A 21,359-nucleotide genomic window follows, 5' to 3' on the forward strand; every position below is an offset into this window, starting at 1 on the left:
GCAATACCCCCGCCGCTTGCTCCGTCATTGTGGCTACTTCATCATCATCCGTGCAATCGCCTCGCCGATTACCACCGTGGTGAAATGCGTATTGGCGCGGCAGTCGGACGGCATGATCGAGGCGTCGGCGACGCGCAGGCCGGAGATGCCTTTCACGGTGCCGTCGGGATTGACCACGCCATCGGCGTCACCAGCGCCGCTCATGCGGCAGCTGCCGGCGGCGTGCTGGATGTCGCCGGTCTCGCGGCGCAGCACCGCGTCGAGCTCGTGATCCGGCAGGCTGGCGGCCTGCGGCAGCGTCAGATCGGTGTCGGCGAGCCGGATCCAGTCGGCGATATCAGACAGCGCCGGCTGCGACGTGATCACCGCGAGCCGCCTCACCGCATCCATCATCCGCAGCATGTCGCGGGGGTCGGCGAGCATGTTCTCCTCGACGAGGGGATCGATCGCGGGATCGGTCGAGGCCAATTTGAGCGTACCGCGCGAATAGGCGTTGAACAGCCCGGCCCCGATCGCCCCGGCATTGCCGATGCCACGATGATTGAAGGCGATCAGGATCATGTCGCGCTTGCCGCCATCGGCGAGCCCCGAGGAATAAGTCACGCAGCAGTTGGTGTGACGGGTGTCCGGATCCGTGGGCCGCAGATTCTCGTGGAGCTGAATCGTGGCGCGAAACAGCGGATGGTCGAAAAAGTGGCGGCCGACCGGCAGATCGCGCGCGACCGCAATGCCCATCGCTTGCAGCTCCTCCGCAGGACCAATGCCCGAGCGCAGCAGGATCGCCGGACTGTGGATCGCGCCGGCGCACAGCACGATCTGCCGCGCGCTGATCTCATGGGTGCCCTGCCCTTCGATGTGAACGCGAACGCCGGTTGCCCTTCCATCGCTGATCAGGACACGGTCGACCAGCGCGTGGCCGCGGATCTCCAGATTGGCGCGGCCGCGCGCCGGCTCGAGATAACCTTCATTGGTGCTGATGCGGCGGCTGTCGCGGCTGTTGATGGGATAGCAGGCGACGCCCTCGCCATCGGGACCGTTGAGATCGGCGCACCAGGGATAGCCGCTCGCGAGCGCCGCGTCGCGCAGGCCCCGATCGATCGGGCCCCACTTTTCCGGCGGCGCGCGATAGACCGGCAGCGGCCCGCCGCTTCCGTGGCCCGCGGCATCGCCGAACTCCAGATCGTCCTCGATCACGGAGAACAGCGGCATCACCTCCCTGGCCGCCCAGCCGGCGCAGCCGTTGGCGGCCCATTCGTCGAACGCATCGGCAACGCCGCGGATCGCGATCTGGCCGTTCATCATCGACGAGCCGCCGAGCCCCTTGCCGCGCCAGTAGAAGCGCGGCGCCTGCCCGGCCACGCGGCGCGTCAACAGATCAGGCCACTGCCATTTCTCCTGGTACTCGCGCTTGTGGATGATCGGGATCGGGTTCGGCGTCCTCACTTCCCACGGCGCTTCATCAGCGCGCCAGTCGAGACCGGCTTCCAGTAGCAGCACGCGGCGTGCGGGATCCTCGGAGAGCCTTGCGGCCACAGCGGCGCCGGCGGAACCGCCGCCGACAACAATGACATCGTACATCGCGTTACTTCTCAACGTTCCAGAACACGGGAATGGCGGACGGTATCAGACCGCGCAAAGTCGCGCGATAGGCGGCGGGCTGGGCGAACTGACCCCACGGGATCGCGGGTGCCTGATCGTACATCACGGTCTGGATCTCGCCCGCGATCTTCTTGCGGTCCTCCTCGGCCGGCGCCTTGACGAAGGCTTCCATCAAAGGCGTGATGCGCGCATCGCACTGCCAGCCGGTGAAGTCGGCGCAGTTGAAGGCGACCATGACGTTGGTCAGCGGCGAGCCCAGATCGAAACCGCCGGCGTGAACGCCATAGACGCTCCAGCCCTCCTTCTTGGCACGACGCGCCAGCACGCTCGCCCAGTCCATCACCTGCAGATCGACGTTGAAGCCGGCGGCCTTCAGCCGCTCGGCCAGCACCTGCGCTGAAACGCGCGGGGCCTCGAGATCATTGGCCTCCATGACGACGACGGGCTCGCCGGCATATTTGGTCGCCTTCAGCGCAGCCTTCGCCGCCTCGATCGACGGCTTTGCCGCAGCCTCCGTGCCGGCCTTGCTCTCATAGGTGGTGCCGCACGTGAAGTAAGTCGCGCAAGGCGTGGCGTATTTGGCGTCCAGGCCAAGCGCATCCAGCACCTCGCGCTGATCGACCAGCTTCCACAGCACCCGGCGGATCTCGGGATCGTCGAACGGCTTCGACGCGGCGTTGAGGCGATAGGCGCCCGCGAACATGTTGCCGCCGGTGAAGTTGACCAGTTTCACGCGGGAGTTCTTCTCGAGCTGCGGCAACAGATCGAACGGCGCGTATTGCATGAAGTCGACCTCGCCGGCCTGCAGCGCGGAGGCGGCCGTCGCACCATCGGGAATGACGCGGATCTCCAGCGAGTCGATATTGACGCGCTTGCCGCCGGCCAGGAAGTCGGCGGGCTCGGAACGCGGCACATAGTCGGCGAACTTCTTCAGGATCATGCGGTCACCGGTGCGGTGATCGGCCTTGCTGTAGACGAACGGACCGGAGCCGATGATCTCGGTGATGCGCTGGTCGCCGGGCGTTTTCGCGATGCGCTCGGGCATCATGAAGGCGACGGGGCTGACGGGATTGCCAAGCGCGTCGATGACAAGGCCGGACGGCTCCTTCAGCGTCAGCACGAAGGTCTTGGCATCGGTCGGCTCGAGCGAAGTCGTGACCGCAAAAATGCGGCGGCCAAGCGCGCTGCGGGTACCCCAACGGCGCAGCGAGGCGACGCAATCGGCTGATGTGACCGGCTGGCCGTCATGCCATTTCAAACCGTCGCGCAGCGTGAACGTATAGGTCAGCCCGTCACCGGAGACCTTCCAATCCTGCACCATCTGCGGCTTGATTTCGCCCTTGGAGTCCTTCGCGAACAGCGTGTCGAACACCATATAGCCGAACGTGCGCGAAATATAGGCCGTGGAGAAATGCGGATCGAGCGTGACGATTTCCGCCTCGAGCACCGCGACCAGATTGCCCGCCGCATGCACCGGCGCCACCGCCAGCACGAGACCGAACAGCGCCGGAATGAAAGCCTTCAGTTTGAACATTGGGTTGTTTTTGCCTTTTGACTGAAACGTTCGCAGTCGCCAGGAAAAAGCAATGTTCGTGCCCGATCGACACGGGCACTCATGCGCTCACGCCTATCTGCCAAGCGTTTGCGGGCTAGACCCTCGCAGTCATCGCCCGGCTAGACCGGCGATCCAGTATTCAAGAGACAGGCGTGATTAGATCGAGAAGCCGCGGCGTACTGGATGCCCCGCCCCCGTGCGCAATTGCGCACTAGGCGGGGCATGACATCTGCGGCGTGGCACAGGTCTCGGCTCCGCACATCAACGCTTGCGCGTTGCGTCCGGGGCAGAAGACTGTCTTACCCGATCACCTTGCCGAACTTGTTCGACTTCGGGAAACCCTTCGGCGGCAGGCGGCCGGCGTCGGCGCGGGTGCCTTGCCACTCCGCGAGCTCCTTCATGGTCGCGGAAAATTCGCGCCCCGCAGAGTCCTTCCAGGTCAGGCCGCCCTTGGCCTCGAACACGGAAACGTCGGACAGACCGCCATCCTTGTACTTCTGCAGGCGCACGCCACGGCCGCGTGCCATCTCGGGCACCTGGTCGAGCGGGAAGACCAGCATCTTGCGGTTCTCGCCGATCACCGCGACGGTGTCACCGAGCACCTCGGTGATCGCGCGGGCCTCGTTCGGCATGTCGACGTTGAGGACCTGCTTGCCCTTCTTGGTGGTGCCGACGCAATCGTCCTCGTTGACGACAAAGCCCTGGCCTTCGTGGCTGGCGACCAGGAATTTGCGGCCGCCCTTGTTGACGAACAGCGCGACGGGAGCGGCCTCCTGCTCGAGATCGATGAACAGGCGGATCGGCTCCCCGTGGCCGCGGCCGCCCGGGAGCTTGGCGACATCGAGCGTGTAGAACTTGCCGTTGGTGGCGAACAGCAGCAGCTTCGAGGTGGTCTCGGCGAAGAAGGCGAAGCCGAGCTTGTCGTCCTGCTTGAAGGCAAGCCCCGAGAGATCCTCGACATGGCCCTTCATAGTGCGGATCCAGCCCTTGTCGGAAACGACGACGGTCACCGGCTCGCGCTCGACGAAAGCTTCCTCGATCGCGGCGAGGTCGTGCTCGGGCGCATCGGCAAAGGTGGTGCGGCGCTTGCCGAGCGGCGTTTTCGGTCCGAACATGTCGCGGACCTTGCCGACTTGCTCGCCGACCTTCTTCCACTGCTCGGTCTCGGAGGCGAGCACCGCATTGATGCCCTTGAGCTCGGCGCGGAGGTTCTTGTCCTCGGTGCGGATCTCCATCTCCTCGAGCTTGCGCAAGGAGCGCAGGCGCATGTTGAGGATGGCTTCCGCCTGCACCTCGGTGAGCTTGAACGCCTTCATCAGCTCGGGCTTCGGCTCGTCCTCGGTGCGGATGATCCTGATCACCTTGTCGATGTTCAGATAGGCGATCAGGAAGCCGCCGAGGCCCTCCAGCCGATGCTCGATCTGCGCCTTGCGATAGTTGCTGCGGCGGATCAGGACATCGCGCAGATGGTCCAGCCATTCGCGCAAGGCCTCGGCAAGGCCGACCACCTTGGGGACGCGGCCCTTGACCAGCACGTTGAGGTTCAGCGGAATCTTGTTTTCAAGCTCGGTGAGCCGGAACAGCGATTCCATCATTAGCGCCGGATCGACGTTCTTCGACTTCGGCTCGATCACGATGCGGACGTCTTCGGCCGATTCGTCCCTGATATCTCCGACCAGCGGCAGCTTCTTCTGGTCGAGCAGCTCGGCGACCTTCTCGATCAGGCGGGACTTCTGTACCAGGAAGGGAATCTCGGTGACGACGACGACCCAGGTGCCGCGGGCACCCTCCTCCTGCGTCCACCGCGCCCGGACGCGGAACGAGCCGCGGCCGGTGGTGTAAGCTTCGGCGATCGCCTGCTTGGAATCGACGATGATGCCGCCGGTCGGGAAGTCCGGGCCCTTCACCCACTTCAAAAGCGCCTTGGACTTCGCGTCGGGCTTCTCGATCAGATGCAGCGCGGCATCGCAGAGCTCGGCGGCGTTGTGCGGCGGGATCGAGGTCGCCATGCCGACGGCAATGCCCTGCGCGCCGTTGGCGAGCAGGTTCGGGAAGCCGCCGGGCAGCACGACCGGCTCCTTCGACTGGCCGTCGTAGTTGGCGCGGAACTCGACACCGTCCTCGTCGATGCCCTCGAGCAGAAGCCGCGCGACATCGGTCATGCGCGCTTCGGTGTAGCGGTAGGCGGCGGGGTTATCGCCGTCGATATTGCCGAAATTGCCCTGGCCGTCGACCAGCGGATAGCGCGAGGAAAAGTCCTGCGCGAGGCGGACCATGGCGTCGTAGATCGCCTGGTCGCCGTGCGGATGGAACGAGCCCATCACGTCGCCGACGATCTTGGCGGATTTCTTGAAGGCGGTGCCGGGGTCGAGCCTGAGCAGGCGCATGCCGTAGAGGATGCGGCGGTGGACCGGCTTCAGGCCGTCGCGCGCATCCGGCAGCGCTCGGTGCATGATGGTGGAGAGCGCATAGGCGAGATAGCGCTCTTCCAGCGCTTCACGCAGCGGCACCTCGTGAATTTCGGCCGGTTCTTCCGGCGGAACGATTCGTTTTCCCATGCCGCCCGGTTAAACCGTGGAAGCGAATCGGGCAAGGATCGATTGGTTCCCTGTGAGCGGCTAGTGGCCGGCCCAGCCGGCAGTCACGGTCTGGGTCTGGGCCGGACCAGGCGTTTGGGCAGGCGCCGGCGCATTGGTCACACAGCGGCGGGCCGTCTCGATCTCGGCCTCGGTCGCGCCATGGGACCGCGCCCATGCCTCTGCAGCCGCAGCGGAATATTTGGCCACATAGTACCGCACGACGGTGCAGGAGGCCCGGCGAAACACGCCGGGTTGCGGCTCACCGGCCATTGCATCGGGCGCGAGCGTGAGCAGCGCCGCGGACAAGGCGAATCCCCTGATCAACATTTAGGCTGTCCCCATTTTGGAACCTCTGAGCCAATTCCGCTCGGACGGATTTCGTTCCAGGGAACTCCATGTCCAGGGGCAACGCAGAGGCGCATCCACGTCATGGCGATGGAAGGGCCGCCCTGGTTTGCTGCCGCATCAACGCGTTGATGAAGCCGGCCCTTGCGTCGGAATGGGCCTGTCCGCGCGGCTCCAGCACATGGCGCAGCAGGAACAGGCCGGTGAGCCGAAAGCCGTCCTGGAGATCCTGCTCGGTGAGATCGCTTGCGGTTTCGCCATGCCGCAGGAACGGCGGCAGGCGCAGCAGGCGGTCGCGCCACGGCTCGCCCGCCCCGCGCGACACCGCGCCGCCGGATTTCGGCGAGACATAGATCAGGTCCGTGGTCTCGCCCGTCACCGCACAATTCTCCAGCGCCAGGCCAAAGCCGAGCTCGGCGAGCATCGCCAGCTCGAAATGGATCAGGTGCACGGCGGCGCCGCCGATGTCGTCGAAATCGTCGAGTGCATGTTCGAGCAGCGCGAAAATCTCCTCGTGCGGATCTCGCTCCGGCAGCAGGCGCGCGATCGAGGCGAGATGGGTGACGCCGTAGACGCCGTGGGAGGAGCCCAGCAGTGTCGCCGCGCGCAGCTTCAGGCCTTCGATGGCATAGGTGCCGAGATGCTCGTCAAGCCGCGCCCGCCACACCGCGCTGACGCTGTTGCCGGGCTGCAGCAGCGGCCGCATCCGCGAGCTGGCGCCACCGCGCACGAGGCCGAGATGCCGGCCATGCCCGCGCGTCAACAGCTCGACAATGGCGCTGGATTCGCCATGCCGCCGGACGCCCAGCACGATGCCTTCGTCGGTCCATTCCATTGGGGAAGTCTACCGCATTTCGAGCTGTCGTAGGGTAGGCAAAGCGAAGCGGGCCCACCGATTTGATCGACGGCGCGAGATGGTGGGCATGGCGCAGCTGCGCCTTTGCCCACCCTAAGGCACTAGTCCACCTTACGGCGCCTCACGCGTTGAACCAACCTCGCGCGTCGCCGCTGAATGAGAAATACAGACCCATCGTGGTCAGCGCGCAGGAGACGATCTCGATGGCGCTGTCGAGCTCCAGGCCCTTCTCCCCGATGATTTGGCCGAGCGAGATCACCGACAGCACGAGGGCTGCCGCCAGCACAAAGCGCGGCCAGCTCTTACGCCAATGTGCAGCCAGCCAGACGAAATAGACCAGCAGCAGGATCATGCCGCCGGCGAGCAATGTCGCCGTCATGATCATCTGCTCGGTCACCTCGGCATTCGGCGTGCGGTCCTGCACGGCAACAGACAGGGCGTCCAGCATCAACGATGCATAGAGCAGCGCTTCGAAGCGCCGGACGTTGCTGGGCACGCTCATCAGATACCGATCTTTGCTTGATTATTCCTTGGGGAAGTCGAGACCCATCTCGCGGTAGCGATCGGGATCGTCACCCCAATTCTCGCGCACCTTGACGAACAGGAACAGATGCACCGGCACGTCCAGGATCTGCATCAGCTCCTTGCGCGAGTCTGCGCCGATCGACTTGATGGTGGCGCCGCCCTTGCCGAGCACGATCTTGCGCTGGCTTTCGCGCTCGACGAAGATCGTCTGCTCGATCCGCACCGACTTGTCCTTGCGCTCCTCCCACTTGTCGGTCTCGACCGTGGACTGGTACGGCAGCTCCTGGTGCAGCTTCTGATAGATCTTCTCGCGCGTGATCTCGGCCGCCAGCTGCCGCATCGGCGCGTCCGACATCTGGTCCTCGGGGTAAAGGTACGGGCCCGGCGGCACCATTTCCGCAAGCGTCCTGCGGATGTCGTCGACGCCGTCGCCCGAGATCGCCGAGATCATGAAGGTCCTTGCGAACTTCATGCGCTCGTTGGCAGCCTGCGCCAGCGCCAAGAGCTTCTCACGCTGGACCAGGTCGACCTTGTTGATGACGAGGATCTTGTCGTGATTGACGCTGGCGGCCTTGGCGAGGATCGCCTCGGCCTCTTCATCGATTCCGGTCTTGGCATCGAGCAGCACGCAGACGAGATCGGCATCATGCGCCCCGCTCCAGGCGGTCGAGACCATGGCGCGGTCGAGCCGTCGCTTCGGCAGGAAGATGCCGGGCGTGTCGACCAGGATGATCTGCGCGTTGTTCTCGATCACGATGCCGCGGATCAGCGCGCGCGTGGTCTGCACCTTCCGCGAGACGATCGTGACCTTGGCGCCGACCAGCGCATTGACCAGCGTGGACTTGCCGACATTCGGCGCGCCGATCAGCGCAACGAAACCGCAGCGCGTCGCGGTGGGCGTCTCGCCGCTTGCTTCAGCCGTCATTGCCGCCGCCGACGCCTTCACGTTCGATCATCACTGAAGCTGCCACCTTCTCCGCCGCGCGCTTGCTGCCGCCAACGCCTTCGGCCGGCGCGAGGCCCGGCAAGTCGACGGCGACGCGAAATTGCGGATCGTGATGCGGGCCGGTGCGCTCGACCTCGCGGTAGACCGGGGTCGGCAGCCCCTTTCCTTGCGCCCACTCCTGCAGCACGGTCTTGGGATCGCGCAAGGGACGGCGCGGCTTGTGCATGCGCTCGGTCCAGTTGCGCTTGACGAATTCGGCCGCCGCGGCATGGCCACCGTCGAGGTAGATGGCGCCGATCACGGCTTCGCAGATGTCGCCGAGGATCGATTTGCGCAGGCGGGCGTCGGCGCTGGAGCCGACCGAACCGAGCTTGATGTCGTCGAGCAGGCCGAGCGACTTGGCAACGTCCGCGCAGCTTTCCTTCCGCACGAGCTCGGCGAGGCGCTTGGAGAGTTCGCCTTCATCGGCGTTCGGGAAAGCGTGATAGAGCATGTCTGAGACGACGAGCCCGAGCACGTGGTCGCCGAGGAATTCCAGCCGCTGATAGCTGTCGCCGCGCTTGCGCCCCGACTTCAGCGCCGAGACATGCGTGATCGCCTGCATCAGCAGGTTCGGGTCCGTGAAGCCGTGGCCGATGCGCGCCTCGAGCGCGGCGTTGGCATTCGTGCCCTTGGCCTTGCTGCTCCGCGCCCGTTTCTTCTTGGCAGGCGTCTTCGCTGCAGCTTCGCTCTCGGGAGCGGCTTGCGCCTCGGTCGGTTGGATCGCGATGTCCTTGGCTTCGTCTTTCATCGGACGATTTTGAAGAAGCGGTTCCAGCGCAAGGCCCACGGCCAGCGCCAGAACATCCAGGCGTGCTCACCTTCGGCGATGGAGAAGAAGATCATCTGGGCGCGGCCGATCAGATTTTCCTGCGGCACATAGCCGACCTGGCCGAGGAAGCGGCTATCGGTGGAGTTGTCGCGGTTGTCGCCCATCATGAAGAAATGGCCGGGCGGGACGGTGTAGACGTTGGTGTTGTCCACGTAGCCGTTGTCGGCGCAATCGAGCGTCTCATAGGACACGCCGTTCGGCAGCGTTTCCTTCCAGCGCTTCACCCGGGAGATGCCGCCAGCTTCCGAGCCGCAGGGCTCCTCGCCGACATACTCGCTCATCCGCTGCCGCTCGACCGGCGTGTCGTTGATGTAGAGCAGCCCGTCCCGCATCTGGATACGGTCGCCGGGAAGGCCGATCACCCGCTTGATGTAATCGGTGGAATCGTCCTTCGGCAGGCGAAACACGACGATGTCGCCACGAGCGGGGTCCGAGCCCCAGATCCGCCCGGAGAACAGCGGCGGCGAGAACGGAATCGAATAGTGGCTATAGCCGTAGGAGTATTTCGAGACGAACAGATAGTCGCCGACCAGCAGCGTCGCCTTCATCGAGCCGGACGGGATGTTGAAGGGCTGGAACAAGAAGGTGCGGATTACCAGCGCGATCAGGAGAGCGTGGATCACGACCCGGATCGTTTCGCCGACGCCGCTCTCAGTTTTCGTTCCCGAAGTCACGCTCATTGCTCTCTCAATTCCGGCCGGCGATCACAGAGCGCCCTCTTCCCGCGAACGGCCCACCGGTTCGCGGCGCAAGGAGATTGTCCTGATTCTGATAGTGAGGGCCAATTCCGGCGTAAAGCCGAATTCGCCCAGGCTGATTTGCGTTCGCGGACTTTTAGACGGTTGTCGGAGGCCACGCAATCAAGGATCGCATCAAAACTGATTAAGGTATTGATTTATAAAGAAAATCACAAAACGATCGAGGCTCGGTCAGGGTTTCGGCAGCGGGACGGCGGAAATGACGACGAAGGCCTGCGCCAGCGGCCAGTCGTCAGTGATCGACAGGTCGATCCGCGCCTCGAACCCCTCCGGCGTCAGGACCTGGAGCCGGGCCAGGGCGCCGCCGGTCAGCTGCATGGTCGGCCGCCCGCCCGGCAGGTTGACCACCCCCATGTCGCGCCACCAGACGCCGCGCCGGATCCCAGTGCCGAGCGCCTTGGAGCAGGCTTCCTTGGCAGCGAAACGCTTGGCGTAGGTCGCCACCACCATCTTCTCGTTCTTGGCGCGCCGCTCCGCCTTGGCCCGCTCGGCCGCGGTGAAGATGCGGTCGAGAAAACGCTCGCCGTGGCGCTCGATCACCTTGGCGACGCGGGTGATGTCGATCAGGTCGGAGCCGATGCCGATGATCATGCCCGGCTCCGGCCACGGTCCATGGCCGCGCGCATGCTCCGCACCGTCTCGGCCAGCCCGACGAACAGCGCTTCGCCGATCATGTAATAGCCGATGTTGAGTTCCATGATCTCAGGCAGCGCCGCGATCGTCTCCGCCGTCGCATAGTCGAGCCCGTGCCCGGCATGGACCTCGAGGCCGGCGGCCTTGGCCAGCTTCACGCCCGCCACGATCCGCTGCCATTCGGCCTCGGCCTTGTCTGTGTGGCCGTCGGTGACGGCATCACACCAGGCACCGGTGTGGATCTCGATGACGGGCGCGCGCAGCCGCGCCGCCATCTCGATCTGGGCGGGATCGGCGGCGATGAACAGGGAGACCCGAATGCCGGCATCGCTCAGCCGCGCGATATAGGGCGCCAGCGCGTTGTGCTGGCCGACCACATCCAGCCCGCCTTCGGTGGTCACCTCCTGCCGGCGTTCCGGCACCAGGCACACCGCATGCGGCTTGGTGGCGAGCGAGATGCGCATCATGTCGTCGGTCGCCGCCATCTCGAAATTGAGCGGCTTGGAGATCTCGGCTTTCAGTCGCGCCATGTCCTCGTCGCGGATGTGCCGGCGGTCCTCGCGCAAATGCGCGGTGATGCCGTCGGCGCCGGCCTCGATCGCCAGCAGCGCGGCGCGCACCGGATCGGGATGGCGGCCGCCGCGCGCGTTACGCACGGTTGCGACGTGATCGATATTGACGCCGAGGCGAAGCTTCGAAGCGGGCATTTCAGGACTCTACAATCAGAGGGACCGGCGCATGGGAGATACGCCTATCCGTTAACACGTTCGACTTTGGCGACGACCGCCTTCGCACGCAGCTGGGCCAGGATCGCGCTCAGGTGCTTCAGATCGTAGACTTCCAGATCGATCGTCGTCTCCGTGAAGTCGGGTGAGCGGCGCTGCATGCTGATGTTGTCGATGTTGCCGTCGTGCTCGGCGATCACGGTCGCGATCTGCGCGAGCGCGCCGGGCTCGTTGACGTTCTCGACCTTGATGCGGGCCGGGAAGCGCTGCGGTGCGGAGTCCTCGATGTCCCAGCGGACGTCGAGCCAGCGCTCGGGCTCCTCCTCGAAATCCTTCAGCGCCGGCGCCTGGATCGGGTAGATCGTGATGCCCTCGCCCGGCGTGACGATGCCGACGATGCGATCGCCCGGCACGGCGCCGCCGTTCGGCGCGAACTTGATCGGCAGGTCGGAATTGATGCCGCGGATCGGAATGGCCACCGGGCTGCGCGGTGCCTCCGACGACTTCTCCTTGAGCTTGGCGGCAAGCCCCTTCTTGACGCCGTAGCGCGCGATGCGCTCCTCCTTGTAGTCGGGATACATCGCGCGTGCGACGTGGGAGGCCTTGATCTCGCCGCGCCCGACAGCCGCCATCACGTCCTCGATCGAGGTGCGCGCGAGCCGCGGCAGCGCGCCCTTGAGCTTGTCGTCGGCATATTCGATCTTGGCGCGTTCGAACAGGCGCTCCACGATGCGCCGGCCGAGACCGGCATATTGATCGCGTACCGCGGTCCGCGTGGCGCGGCGGATCGCGGCGCGCGCCTTGCCGGTGACGGCCAGCGTTTCCCAGGCCGAGGGCGGCGCCGATTGCGCTTCCGAGGTCAGCACCTCGACCTCGTCGCCGTTCTGCAGCTCCGAGGACAGCGGCGCGAACTGGCCGTTGATCTTGCAGCCAACCGCGCTGTTGCCGACGTCGGTATGCACCGCATAGGCGAAGTCGATCACGTTGGCGTGGCGCGGCAGCGCGATCAGCTTGCCCTTCGGGGTGAAGCAGAACACCTGGTCGTGGAACAGCTCGAGCTTGGTGTGCTCGAGGAACTCCTCCGGATTGGCGCTCTCCGAAAGGATGCCGATGGTGTGGCGCAACCAGGCGAACGCGTTGGATTCGCGCTTGAGGAATTCGGTCGGCGAGCCGACGCCTTCCTTGTAGAAGACATGCGCGGCGATGCCCCGCTCGGCGATCTGGTCCATCGCCTCGGTGCGGATCTGCAGCTCGACGCGCTGGTTGCCGGGGCCGATCACCGTGGTGTGGATCGAGCGGTAGTCGTTCTGCTTCGGGGTCGAGATGTAGTCCTTGAAGCGTCCCGGCACCACCGGCCAGGTGGTGTGGACGATGCCGAGCGCGCGATAGCAGGCCTCGATGTCGCTGACGACGAGGCGGAAGCCGAAGATGTCGGACAATTGCTCGAAGCCGACCGACTTGCGTTCCATCTTGGTCCAGATCGAGAACGGCTTCTTGCGGCGGCCATACACCCGCGCCCCCAGGCCCCGGTGGCGCAGATTGTTGGACAGCTGGTCCTCGATCTCGCCAATCAAGTTGCGGTTGCGTTCGGCGAGCGCGTCGAGGCGCTGCATCACCACCGAATAGGCTTCGGGATCGAGGGTGCGGAAGGACAGATCCTCCAGCTCCTCGCGCATTTCCTGCATGCCCATGCGCCCCGCGAGCGGCGCATAGATGTCGAGCGTCTCCTCGGCGATGCGCCGGCGCGATTCCGTCGGGACGAAGTCGAGCGTGCGCATGTTGTGCAAACGGTCGGCGAGCTTGACCAGGAGCACGCGGACATCGTCGGCAATGGCTAGCAACAATTTGCGCAGATTCTCGGCCTGCTTGGCCTCCCGCGACACCAGTTCCAGTCGCTTCAGCTTGGTCAGGCCCTCGACCAGCGCGCCGATCTCCGGTCCGAAGATCTGGTCGATCTCGGCCCGCGTCGCCTCGGTGTCCTCGATCGTGTCGTGGAGCAGCGCGGCCACGATGGTGGCGTCGTCCAGCTTCAGGTCGGTGAGAATCGCCGCCACTTCGAGCGGGTGCGAGAAATAGGGATCACCCGAGGCGCGGGTCTGCGAGCCATGCGCCTTCATGGCGTAGACATAGGCGCGGTTCAGCAGGTCTTCGTTGGTGTTGGGATTGTAGGAACGGACGCGCTCGACGAGGTCATATTGACGCATCATCCGTGCGCGGGGCTTGGCTGGGCGCGCGACCGGCGCAGTCGGGGCCACAGCAACCGATTCGGTTGCGGCCTGCATCTGCGAGGGGCTGCGACGCCGATATACCATGCCTTCCTGCCTTCAAACGGGCCCGAGCCGGCCCGTTGTATACATCTTAGCTCCGATCGCGTTGGTGTCCGATCAATTCGGTGACAGGACACATCGCCAATCGACCACGCTATGGTAACCACGAAAACGTCAACAAAAGCAAAGGCCCGAACGAGGGTTCGGGCCTTTGAATAAGATCACAAGAAATCGACGATCGCGACTGACGATTTACTCGTCTTCCTCGGGCTGCTCCTCCGGCGGCGCGAGGCCTTCGAGACCCTTCAGGAGCTCCTCTTCGGTCATGCGCTCGACTGCCACTTCGGTGTCGTCGGCATCGACGCTCGCACCCGCGGAACCGATCAGCGGCACCGTATCCGGCTCGGGCTCGTCGACCTCGACGAACTTCTGGAGCGAGTGCACCAGCTCCTCACGGAGGTCTTCGGGCGAAATGGTCGTCTCAGCAATTTCACGCAAAGACACAACAGGGTTCTTGTCGTTATCGCGGTCAACCGTTAGTTGTGAACCGGACGAAATCATGCGGGCACGGTGGGCGGCCAGCAGGACCAGGTCAAACCGGTTGTCGACCTTGTCGATACAATCTTCTACGGTGACGCGAGCCATGGACTGTCGCTCCGTTGTGGGTGAGACGAAATATGTGGATGATTGGGGCTAGTTATAGGGACCGGGCCGGTTTCGCAAGGCCAATTTGTGATTTGGCCTCGCCAAACGGCTCTGCTACCCCCACATTAGGGCTGGGATGGGTGGTTTCCCGGGCTGCCATCGAGGGCGGTGCCGGGTGTATGCAAGTCCGCCATAACTATACCTTGATTGCCCCGACTTCTCCGGACTTGCGGTTTCGACGGGTCTTAGCGGCACTCTAAGAAATGCGCGGCCTGCTGTCGCCGCGCCAACAATAAACGATCAATCACGAACACTACGCGAGCAAACTGAATGTCACCTTCTCCTACCAACAAGATCGCGCTCTTCATCGATGGGGCCAATCTCTACGCGACCGCGAAGACCCTGGGCTTCGACATCGATTACAAGCGCCTGCTGAAGGAGTTTCAGGGCCGCGGGACGCTGCTGCGGGCGTTCTACTACACCGCGATCATCGAGGATCAGGAATACTCCTCGATCCGCCCGCTGATCGATTGGCTGGACTACAACGGCTACACCGTCGTCACCAAGGCGACCAAGGAATTCATCGACGCCTCGGGCCGCCGCAAGGTCAAGGGCAACATGGACATCGAGCTCGCCGTGGACGCGATGGAGCTCGCCGAGCACATCGACCAGATGGTGCTGTTCTCCGGCGACGGCGATTTCCGCTCCCTGGTCGAGGCCGTGCAGCGCCGCGGCGTGCGGGTCACGGTGATTTCCACCATCGCCAGCCAGCCGCCGATGATCGCCGACGAGCTGCGCCGCCAGGCTGACGTCTTCACCGACCTCGTCGAGCTGCAGTCCAAGCTCGGCCGCGATCCGTCCGAGCGCCCCGCCCCGCGCGACCGTGGCGAGCGCGAGGCCCGCCACCACGCCCCGCAGTTCCTCCAGCGCGCAACCACGATGGCGCCGAGGGGCGATGACGACTTCGAGGAGTGAGGCGGCTCGGTCAAGCCGCCAGCCCCCCACCGTCGTTCCCGACCGTGATTGTCCGCTCTGTCCGCGCCTGGTTGCCTTTCGCGCGGCAAATCGCGCGCGCGAGCCCTTGTGGCACAATGCGCCGGTCGCTCCCTTCGGTGACATCAAGGCACGCCTTCTGATCGTCGGCCTCGCGCCGGGGATGCAGGGTGCCAACCGCACCGGACGGCCGTTCACGGGCGACTATGCCGGCGACCTGCTCTACGCCACGCTGCTGGAATACGGATTTGCCAAAGGCACCTATCAGGCGCGTCCCGATGACGGGTTGAAGCTGATCGACTGCCGGATTGCCAATGCCGTGCATTGCGTGCCGCCGCAGAACAAGCCGCTGCCGGTCGAGATCAATACCTGCCGGCAGTTTCTCGTCGCGAATCTCGAGACGATGCCGAACCTGCGCGCCATCATCGCACTCGGGCGAATTGCGCACGATAGCGTGCTCAAGCCACTGAAGCTGAAGGCCTCCCAGGCCCCCTTCGGCCATGGCGCCGTGCACCAGGCCGGCGCGTTCAAGCTCTACGACAGCTATCATTGCTCGCGCTACAATACGAACACCGGCGTGCTGACCGCGGACATGTTCCGGTCGGTGTTCGCGAAGGTGAAGGCGGATCTCGATTAGAGGGCCGATGCGGCTCGGGTAGCCGGTGATCTGGGTCCACCTCGCCTTGGCGGGGAGAGGTTCAGCTCTTGGCCGGATTGGCCTTGAGCCAGTCCAGCACGTCGCCGGCGTTCCGGTCGGGCGGAAACACCGGATAGAACACATGCGTGATGCGCGCCTCGTCGATGATCAGCGCCAGGCGCTTGATCAACGTCAGGCCCGCGACCTCCATGGTGGGCAGCCTCAAGGCGCGCGTGAGCGCCAGCTTCTCGTCCGACAGCACTGGGAACGGCAGATGCAGCCGTGAGGCCATCTCGGTCTGGTATTCGTTGCTCTGGGTCGAGAGGCCGAACACGTGCGAGGCGCCGGCGGCCTTGAGCTCGGCGAACAGGTCGCGAAACGCACAGGTCTGCGGCGTGCAACCGCGTGCTCCCGGGATCATGTCCCAATCGTCCACCAGCGCGATCTTGCCGGGCTCGCCCGTTCGCGGATAGGCGAACACCACGGTCCGGCCGCGCAGCGCCGACAGGGTCACCGAGGTGTCGTTGGTCGCGAGCAGGCCGATCGGCGGCAGCACCGCGCCGGTGAGATGGTCTGCCGCACCGTCGTCGACGGGTGCGGGAATCTGGCTCCAATCGACCTCGAGCAGGTTCCGTTGGGTCATCTCGTCAGCCCCTCGCCCGCATCAGGCGGCCCTTCTCGCGGCTCCAGTCCCGCTTCTTCTCGCTCTCCCGCTTGTCGTGCAGCTTTTTGCCCTTTGCAACCGCCAGCTGCAATTTGGCGCGACCACGCTCATTGAAATAGAGCTTGAGCGGGATCAGCGTCATGCCCTCGCGGTCGACCGCGCCCATCAGCTTGTTGATCTGGCGGCGATGCAGCAGCAGCTTTCGCGGCCGCTTGGGCTCGTGATTGAAACGGTTGCCCTGCAGATATTCGGGAATGGTGGCGTTGATCAGCCAGATCTCGCCGTTCTTGGAATCGGCGTAGGACTCCGCGATCGTGCTTTTGCCGTTGCGGATCGACTTGACCTCGGTGCCGGTGAGCGCAATGCCCGCCTCGATCGTGTCCTCGATCGCATAGTTGAAGCGGGCCTTGCGATTTTCCGCCATGACCTTGATGGGACGTTCGTTTTTATCGGCCATGAGAGGCAAACCTGATCGAGATGCGCAGCAAAGCTAACAGTTCGGTTGAAGCGCGCGCGTCACTTCTTGAGGAGGTCACGAATCTCGGTCAGCAGCGTTACCTCGGCCGACGGCTTCGGCGGAGCGGCGGGGGCCGCCTCCTCCTTGCGCTTCAGGGTGTTCATGGCGCGGATCACCAGAAACAACACGAAGGCGACGATGATGAAGTTGATCGTCAGCGTCAGGAAGCTGCCGTAAGCAAGGACGGCGCCTTGCTTTTTCGCATCCGCTAAGTTGGTGGCGGTAACCGCTTTCGACAAGGGGATGAAGTAGTTCGAGAAGTCGAGGCCACCGGTGACGGCGCCGATGATCGGCATGATGATGTCACCGACCAGCGACGTGACGATGGCGCCGAAGGCCGCGCCGATGATGACGCCGACCGCGAGATCGACGACGTTGCCCTTCATGGCGAACTCGCGAAACTCCTTGAGCATCCGCCTGCCCTTGTCGTCGACCCCGCTCATTGCAAGCTCCCCAAGGCCTAACGTCAGTTGATCAGGCCAGCGTGCACCATGGCGCTGCGCACCGCAACGCGGGTCGGCTCGGACACCGGCACCATCGGCAGCCGCAGCGTCTCATCCAGCTTACCGAGCAGCGACATCGCATATTTGATCGGCGCCGGATTGCTTTCGATGAACAGGTTGTTGTGCAGCGGCATCAGCTTGTCGTGGATCGCGAGCGCCGCCTTGGTGTCGCCCTTCTGCCAGGCGGCGTGGAACTCGGCGCAGAGGCGCGGCGCGACGTTCGAGGTCACCGAGATACAGCCATGCCCGCCATGGGCCATGTAGCCGATGATGGTGGCGTCCTCGCCGGAGAGCTGATTGAAGTCCTCGCCCATCGCGGCGCGCTGCTGCGACACGCGCACCATGCTGGCGGTGGCGTCCTTGACGCCGGCGATGTTCTTCAGCTCCCACAGCCGCTTCATGGTGTCCACCGACATGTCGATCACCGAGCGCGGCGGGATGTTGTAGATGATGATCGGAATCCCGATCGCGTCGTTAATCGCCTTGAAGTGCTGGTATAGGCCTTCCTGGGTCGGCTTGTTGTAGTACGGCGTCACCACGAGCACGGCGTCCGCGCCGGCCTTCTCGGCGTGCTGGGAGAGCTCGACCGCCTCCTTGGTCGAGTTCGAGCCCGCTCCCGCAATGACGGGCACGCGGCCCTTGGCCTCAGCGATGCACCATTCGACCACCTTCTTGTGCTCGTCGTGGCTGAGCGTCGGGCTCTCGCCGGTAGTGCCGACCGGGACCAGGCCGTTGGTGCCCTCCGAAATCTGCCAGTTGACCAGGGAGCGGAACGCCGCCTCGTCCAGCGAGCCGTTCTTGAACGGGGTGACCAAGGCGGTGAAAGACCCCCGGAATTTCGTCTTGGCTGCCATGGACTTCCTCCGTACGCGGCTATCTCTTGAGCAAGCCCCCTTCATATCGGGTCTATCCCGCCGGTAAAAGGCCCGCTGCCGCGTGACGCACCGTTTAGGCCGCGATTTTGCCGCGGTGGTGGTGCAAATCGGTCCGAGGTAAGCGGCTGTTGGTATTTTGTCCGCATATTCAATCAAATACAGCTAGATCTTGAGCCACTTGACTGATTCGGGGCGACGACACCCGTGACCTCATTCCCTCGCGCCGCCTGGCGATCCACCGGTCTAGTCGTGTGCCTGATGGCAGGGCTCTCGGTCGGCTGCGCCGCCCTGGCCAAGTCCAGCGACAAGCCCAACGAGACGACCGCGGAAACCACCAAGAACACCGCCAAGGACACGGCGAAGCCAGCCGCGGCGAAGGGCTCGCCCAAGGGAACGGGCAAGGGAACCGGCAAGGAAATCAGCAAGGAAGCGACGAAGGACGCAGCCAAGGGCGTCAGCAAGGGCGCGGCTGGCGCGCCGGCCAAGGATGCTGCGAAGAAACCGGTCAAGGATAGTGGCAAAGATGCCGGCAAGAACGCCGGGAAGGACCCCGCGAAGGACAAGCCCAAACCTGCCGCCGCGGCCCCTGCGCCGAAATCACATCCGGCCGCCAGCGGCTCGCCTCCGAACCCGGCCCCCGCGCCGGCCGTGACCGCCACTGTCAGACCTTCCGCCCCTGCCCCGCGCCCCGCCGCAGCCCCCGTGCTCGCGCCGGCGACCCGCCAGCATGCCGCGCCGCGCAAGCCGGTCATACCGGCCGCGGTCGCTGTGACCTCGTCGACGTCGCAGGGCGACAAGGAAACCCTCGAGAGCGTCATCGAGCTCGTGCGCAAGCGCAATGCGGGCGACGCTACCAATGCCGCGGCCGGCATTTCGGATCCGGTCGCGCGGAAACTCGCGGAATGGATCATCCTGCGCAGCGAGGACAATGGCGCGACCGTGGAGCGTTACCGCGCCTTCCTCTCCGCCAATCCGAGCTGGCCGTCGCAGACCTTCCTGCGCCGGCGCCTCGAAGCTGCGATGTGGGACGACAGGCGCGACGATTCAGTGGCGTGGTCGTGGTTCGAGAATGAATCTCCGATCTCCGCCAAGGGCCGCTTCACGCTCGCCAAGGCGATGCTGGCGCGCGGCGACCGCGCCAATGCCGAGCGCTTGGTGCGGGAGGCCTGGCGCAGCGATCCGATGTCGGAGGATACCGAGAACAGCGCGCTCGACCAGTTCGGCGCCCTGCTGACACCGGGCGACCAGAAGGCGCGGATGGACACGTTGCTCTACGGCAGCGAGAACGAGGCCGCGTTGCGTGCCGCAAAGCGCCTCGGTGCCGGCTATGTTGCGCTTGCCAAGGCCCGCATCGCCGCCGTCAAGAAAGCGCCGAACGCGCACGCGCTGCTCGATGCGGTACCGCGCGAGCTGCACAATGATCCCGGCTTCATCTTCAGCAAGATCCAGCTGTTGCGCCGCGAGGAGAAGTTCGCGGAGGCTGCCCAGCTCATGCTGTCGGCACCGAAGGATCCGGGCCGGCTCTACAATCTCGACGAATGGTGGATCGAGCGGCGCCTGCTGGCGCGCAAGATGATCGACACCGAGGAATTCCGCAGCGCCTATCTGATTGCGCGCGATGCGGCCCTGCCCTCCCGCGACATCTACAAGACCGAGCAGGAATTCACCGCCGGCTGGATCGCGCTGCGCTTCCTCAACGATCCCGCCACCGCCGCCCAGCATTTTGCCCGCATCGGCGTCGGCAGCGTCAATCCGACCACGCTGGCGCGCGCCGGCTATTGGCAGGGCCGCGCCGCGGAAGCGATGGGTCGCCAGCAGGAGGCACGCAACGCCTATGCCCGTGCCGCCGAGCAATCCACGAGCTATTACGGCCAGCTCGCGCGCGCAAAGCTCGGCCTGCCGCAGATCGAGCTCAACAGCCAGCCGCGCGGCCGCGGCGCCGAACGGCTCGAGATCGTGCGCGCCGCGCAGCTGCTCTACGAGCTGGACGAGCGCGAGCTGGTGGTGCCGCTGCTGGCCGACATGGGCGAGAACGGCGATCCCGAAGCGCTCGCGGGCCTCGGCGAGCTCACCCAGCGCTACAGCGACGCGCGCGGCATGCTGCTGCTCGGAAAGGCCGCGCTCAATCGCGGTCTGCCGTTCGACTTCTACGCCTACCCCGTCAACGGCATTCCCCACTTCACGCCGATCGGCCCCGAGGTCGAGCGCAGCATCGTCTACGCGATCGCGCGGCAGGAAAGCGCGTTCAACCCTCGCGTGGTCTCGCCGGCGCAGGCCTACGGGCTGATGCAGGTGACGCCGGACGCTGCGCGCTATGTCTGCAAGCGGCACGGCGCGACTTATGATCTGGGTCGGTTGAAGAACGATTCGGTCTACAACGCCACGCTCGGCTCGGCTGAGCTCGGCGGCCTGCTCGAGGATTATCGCGGCTCCTACATCATGACCTTTGCCGCCTACAATGCCGGCCGCGGCAGCGTGAGGAAATGGATCGACCGCTACGGCGATCCACGCGATCCGAAGGTCGACGCGGTCGACTGGGTCGAGCTGATTCCGTTCTCGGAGACGCGCAACTACGTGCAGCGGATCATGGAGAATCTTCAGGTCTACCGCGCCCGCTTCGGCGGCGGCTCGCGCTTGCAGATCGAGGCTGATCTGCGCCGCGGCGCCGGCAGCGTCGAGTAGCGGCATCCTCGCTCGGTTTGCTGCCGGGAGCATCGACGGCGAGTCGTCAGGCGCTGGCCTCTGCCAACGAGATCCGAAGCCCGCGTGCAATGCGCGAGCGCTCCCGTTTGCAGCGCAGGGCAATCGCAAAGGATCCTGGCTGCGACATGAACAGGCGCCTTGTCCTTCGAGACGGCCGCTTGCT

General features: G+C 64.9%; 20 protein-coding genes. 3 read left to right on the forward strand and 17 right to left on the reverse strand.

Going from position 1 to position 21,359, the window contains the following annotated elements:
* Nucleotides 1–33 precede the first annotated feature (33 nt).
* The 13 genes from X268_RS17575 to rpoZ form a co-directional block, all read right to left on the reverse strand.
* The gene (locus tag X268_RS17575) at nt 34–1,578 is read right to left on the reverse strand and encodes a GMC family oxidoreductase (protein ID WP_128926106.1); all 1,545 of its coding nucleotides are present in this window, start codon (nt 1,576–1,578) and stop codon (nt 34–36) included.
* A 4-nt stretch (nt 1,579–1,582) separates the two neighbouring features.
* The gene (locus X268_RS17580; RefSeq protein ID WP_128926107.1) at nt 1,583–3,133 is read right to left on the reverse strand and encodes an ABC transporter substrate-binding protein; all 1,551 of its coding nucleotides are present in this window, start codon (nt 3,131–3,133) and stop codon (nt 1,583–1,585) included.
* Nucleotides 3,134–3,453: 320 nt separating this feature from the next.
* Entirely contained in the window at nt 3,454–5,712 is a 2,259-nt protein-coding gene (gene parC, locus X268_RS17585) for a DNA topoisomerase IV subunit A (RefSeq protein ID WP_128926108.1), read from the reverse strand.
* A 60-nt stretch (nt 5,713–5,772) separates the two neighbouring features.
* Nucleotides 5,773–6,060 (reverse strand): hypothetical protein, encoded by a 288-nt coding sequence (locus X268_RS17590; protein ID WP_128926109.1) that lies wholly within the window; start codon nt 6,058–6,060, stop codon nt 5,773–5,775.
* 100 nt (nt 6,061–6,160) lie between these two features.
* The gene (gene recO / locus X268_RS17595) at nt 6,161–6,913 is read right to left on the reverse strand and encodes a DNA repair protein RecO (RefSeq protein WP_128926110.1); all 753 of its coding nucleotides are present in this window, start codon (nt 6,911–6,913) and stop codon (nt 6,161–6,163) included.
* A gap of 142 nt (nt 6,914–7,055) precedes the next feature.
* On the reverse strand, nt 7,056–7,436 hold the full coding sequence (locus tag X268_RS17600; protein ID WP_128926111.1) for a hypothetical protein: 381 nt from the start codon (nt 7,434–7,436) through the stop codon (nt 7,056–7,058).
* A 21-nt stretch (nt 7,437–7,457) separates the two neighbouring features.
* Nucleotides 7,458–8,384 (reverse strand): GTPase Era, encoded by a 927-nt coding sequence (gene era, locus X268_RS17605; RefSeq protein ID WP_128926112.1) that lies wholly within the window; start codon nt 8,382–8,384, stop codon nt 7,458–7,460.
* Nucleotides 8,374–9,195, reverse strand: coding sequence for a ribonuclease III (gene rnc, locus X268_RS17610; RefSeq protein WP_128926113.1), 822 nt, complete (start codon nt 9,193–9,195; stop codon nt 8,374–8,376). Before rnc ends, era begins: the two co-directional genes overlap by 11 nt.
* Nucleotides 9,192–9,956: a signal peptidase I gene (gene lepB, locus X268_RS17615; RefSeq protein WP_128926114.1), complete on the reverse strand. Its 765-nt coding sequence runs from the start codon at nt 9,954–9,956 to the stop codon at nt 9,192–9,194. Before lepB ends, rnc begins: the two co-directional genes overlap by 4 nt.
* Before the next feature lie 249 nt (nt 9,957–10,205).
* Nucleotides 10,206–10,625 carry a holo-ACP synthase gene (gene acpS / locus X268_RS17620; RefSeq protein ID WP_128926115.1) on the reverse strand — a complete coding sequence of 140 codons (420 nt, stop codon included), beginning with the start codon at nt 10,623–10,625 and terminating at the stop codon, nt 10,206–10,208.
* The gene (locus tag X268_RS17625; protein ID WP_128926116.1) at nt 10,622–11,374 is read right to left on the reverse strand and encodes a pyridoxine 5'-phosphate synthase; all 753 of its coding nucleotides are present in this window, start codon (nt 11,372–11,374) and stop codon (nt 10,622–10,624) included. Before X268_RS17625 ends, acpS begins: the two co-directional genes overlap by 4 nt.
* A 44-nt stretch (nt 11,375–11,418) precedes the next feature.
* The gene (locus X268_RS17630; protein WP_128926117.1) at nt 11,419–13,704 is read right to left on the reverse strand and encodes a RelA/SpoT family protein; all 2,286 of its coding nucleotides are present in this window, start codon (nt 13,702–13,704) and stop codon (nt 11,419–11,421) included.
* Nucleotides 13,705–13,911: 207 nt separating this feature from the next.
* Entirely contained in the window at nt 13,912–14,304 is a 393-nt protein-coding gene (rpoZ, locus tag X268_RS17635) for a DNA-directed RNA polymerase subunit omega (protein ID WP_007603391.1), read from the reverse strand.
* A gap of 330 nt (nt 14,305–14,634) precedes the next feature.
* Here rpoZ and X268_RS17640 point away from each other — a divergent pair, with 330 nt between their 5' ends.
* On the forward strand, nt 14,635–15,279 hold the full coding sequence (locus tag X268_RS17640; protein ID WP_028135957.1) for a LabA-like NYN domain-containing protein: 645 nt from the start codon (nt 14,635–14,637) through the stop codon (nt 15,277–15,279).
* Nucleotides 15,260–15,934: a uracil-DNA glycosylase gene (locus tag X268_RS17645; protein ID WP_128926118.1), complete on the forward strand. Its 675-nt coding sequence runs from the start codon at nt 15,260–15,262 to the stop codon at nt 15,932–15,934. The genes X268_RS17640 and X268_RS17645 overlap by 20 nt, the downstream gene beginning before the upstream one ends.
* Nucleotides 15,935–15,995: 61 nt before the next feature.
* On the opposite strand, the gene X268_RS17650 is transcribed toward X268_RS17645, so the two are convergent.
* Genes X268_RS17650 through dapA form a run of 4 tightly spaced genes read right to left on the reverse strand, consistent with a single transcriptional unit; the run spans nt 15,996 to nt 18,472 of the window.
* Nucleotides 15,996–16,577, reverse strand: a complete 582-nt coding sequence (locus X268_RS17650; RefSeq protein ID WP_128926119.1) for a peroxiredoxin — start codon at nt 16,575–16,577, stop codon at nt 15,996–15,998.
* Nucleotides 16,578–16,581: 4 nt separating this feature from the next.
* Nucleotides 16,582–17,055: an SsrA-binding protein SmpB gene (gene smpB / locus X268_RS17655; RefSeq protein ID WP_024341117.1), complete on the reverse strand. Its 474-nt coding sequence runs from the start codon at nt 17,053–17,055 to the stop codon at nt 16,582–16,584.
* A gap of 59 nt (nt 17,056–17,114) precedes the next feature.
* A complete protein-coding gene (gene mscL, locus X268_RS17660) occupies nt 17,115–17,528 on the reverse strand; it encodes a large conductance mechanosensitive channel protein MscL (protein ID WP_164938154.1) in 414 nt (137 codons plus the stop codon).
* 53 nt (nt 17,529–17,581) lie between these two features.
* Nucleotides 17,582–18,472: a 4-hydroxy-tetrahydrodipicolinate synthase gene (gene dapA / locus X268_RS17665; RefSeq protein WP_128926121.1), complete on the reverse strand. Its 891-nt coding sequence runs from the start codon at nt 18,470–18,472 to the stop codon at nt 17,582–17,584.
* Nucleotides 18,473–18,751: 279 nt separating this feature from the next.
* Here dapA and X268_RS17670 point away from each other — a divergent pair, with 279 nt between their 5' ends.
* On the forward strand, nt 18,752–21,175 hold the full coding sequence (locus X268_RS17670) for a lytic transglycosylase domain-containing protein (protein ID WP_164938155.1): 2,424 nt from the start codon (nt 18,752–18,754) through the stop codon (nt 21,173–21,175).
* Nucleotides 21,176–21,359 lie beyond the last annotated feature (184 nt).

The organism is Bradyrhizobium guangxiense (genome assembly GCF_004114915.1).
Classification (GTDB): Bacteria; Pseudomonadota; Alphaproteobacteria; order Rhizobiales; family Xanthobacteraceae; genus Bradyrhizobium; species Bradyrhizobium guangxiense.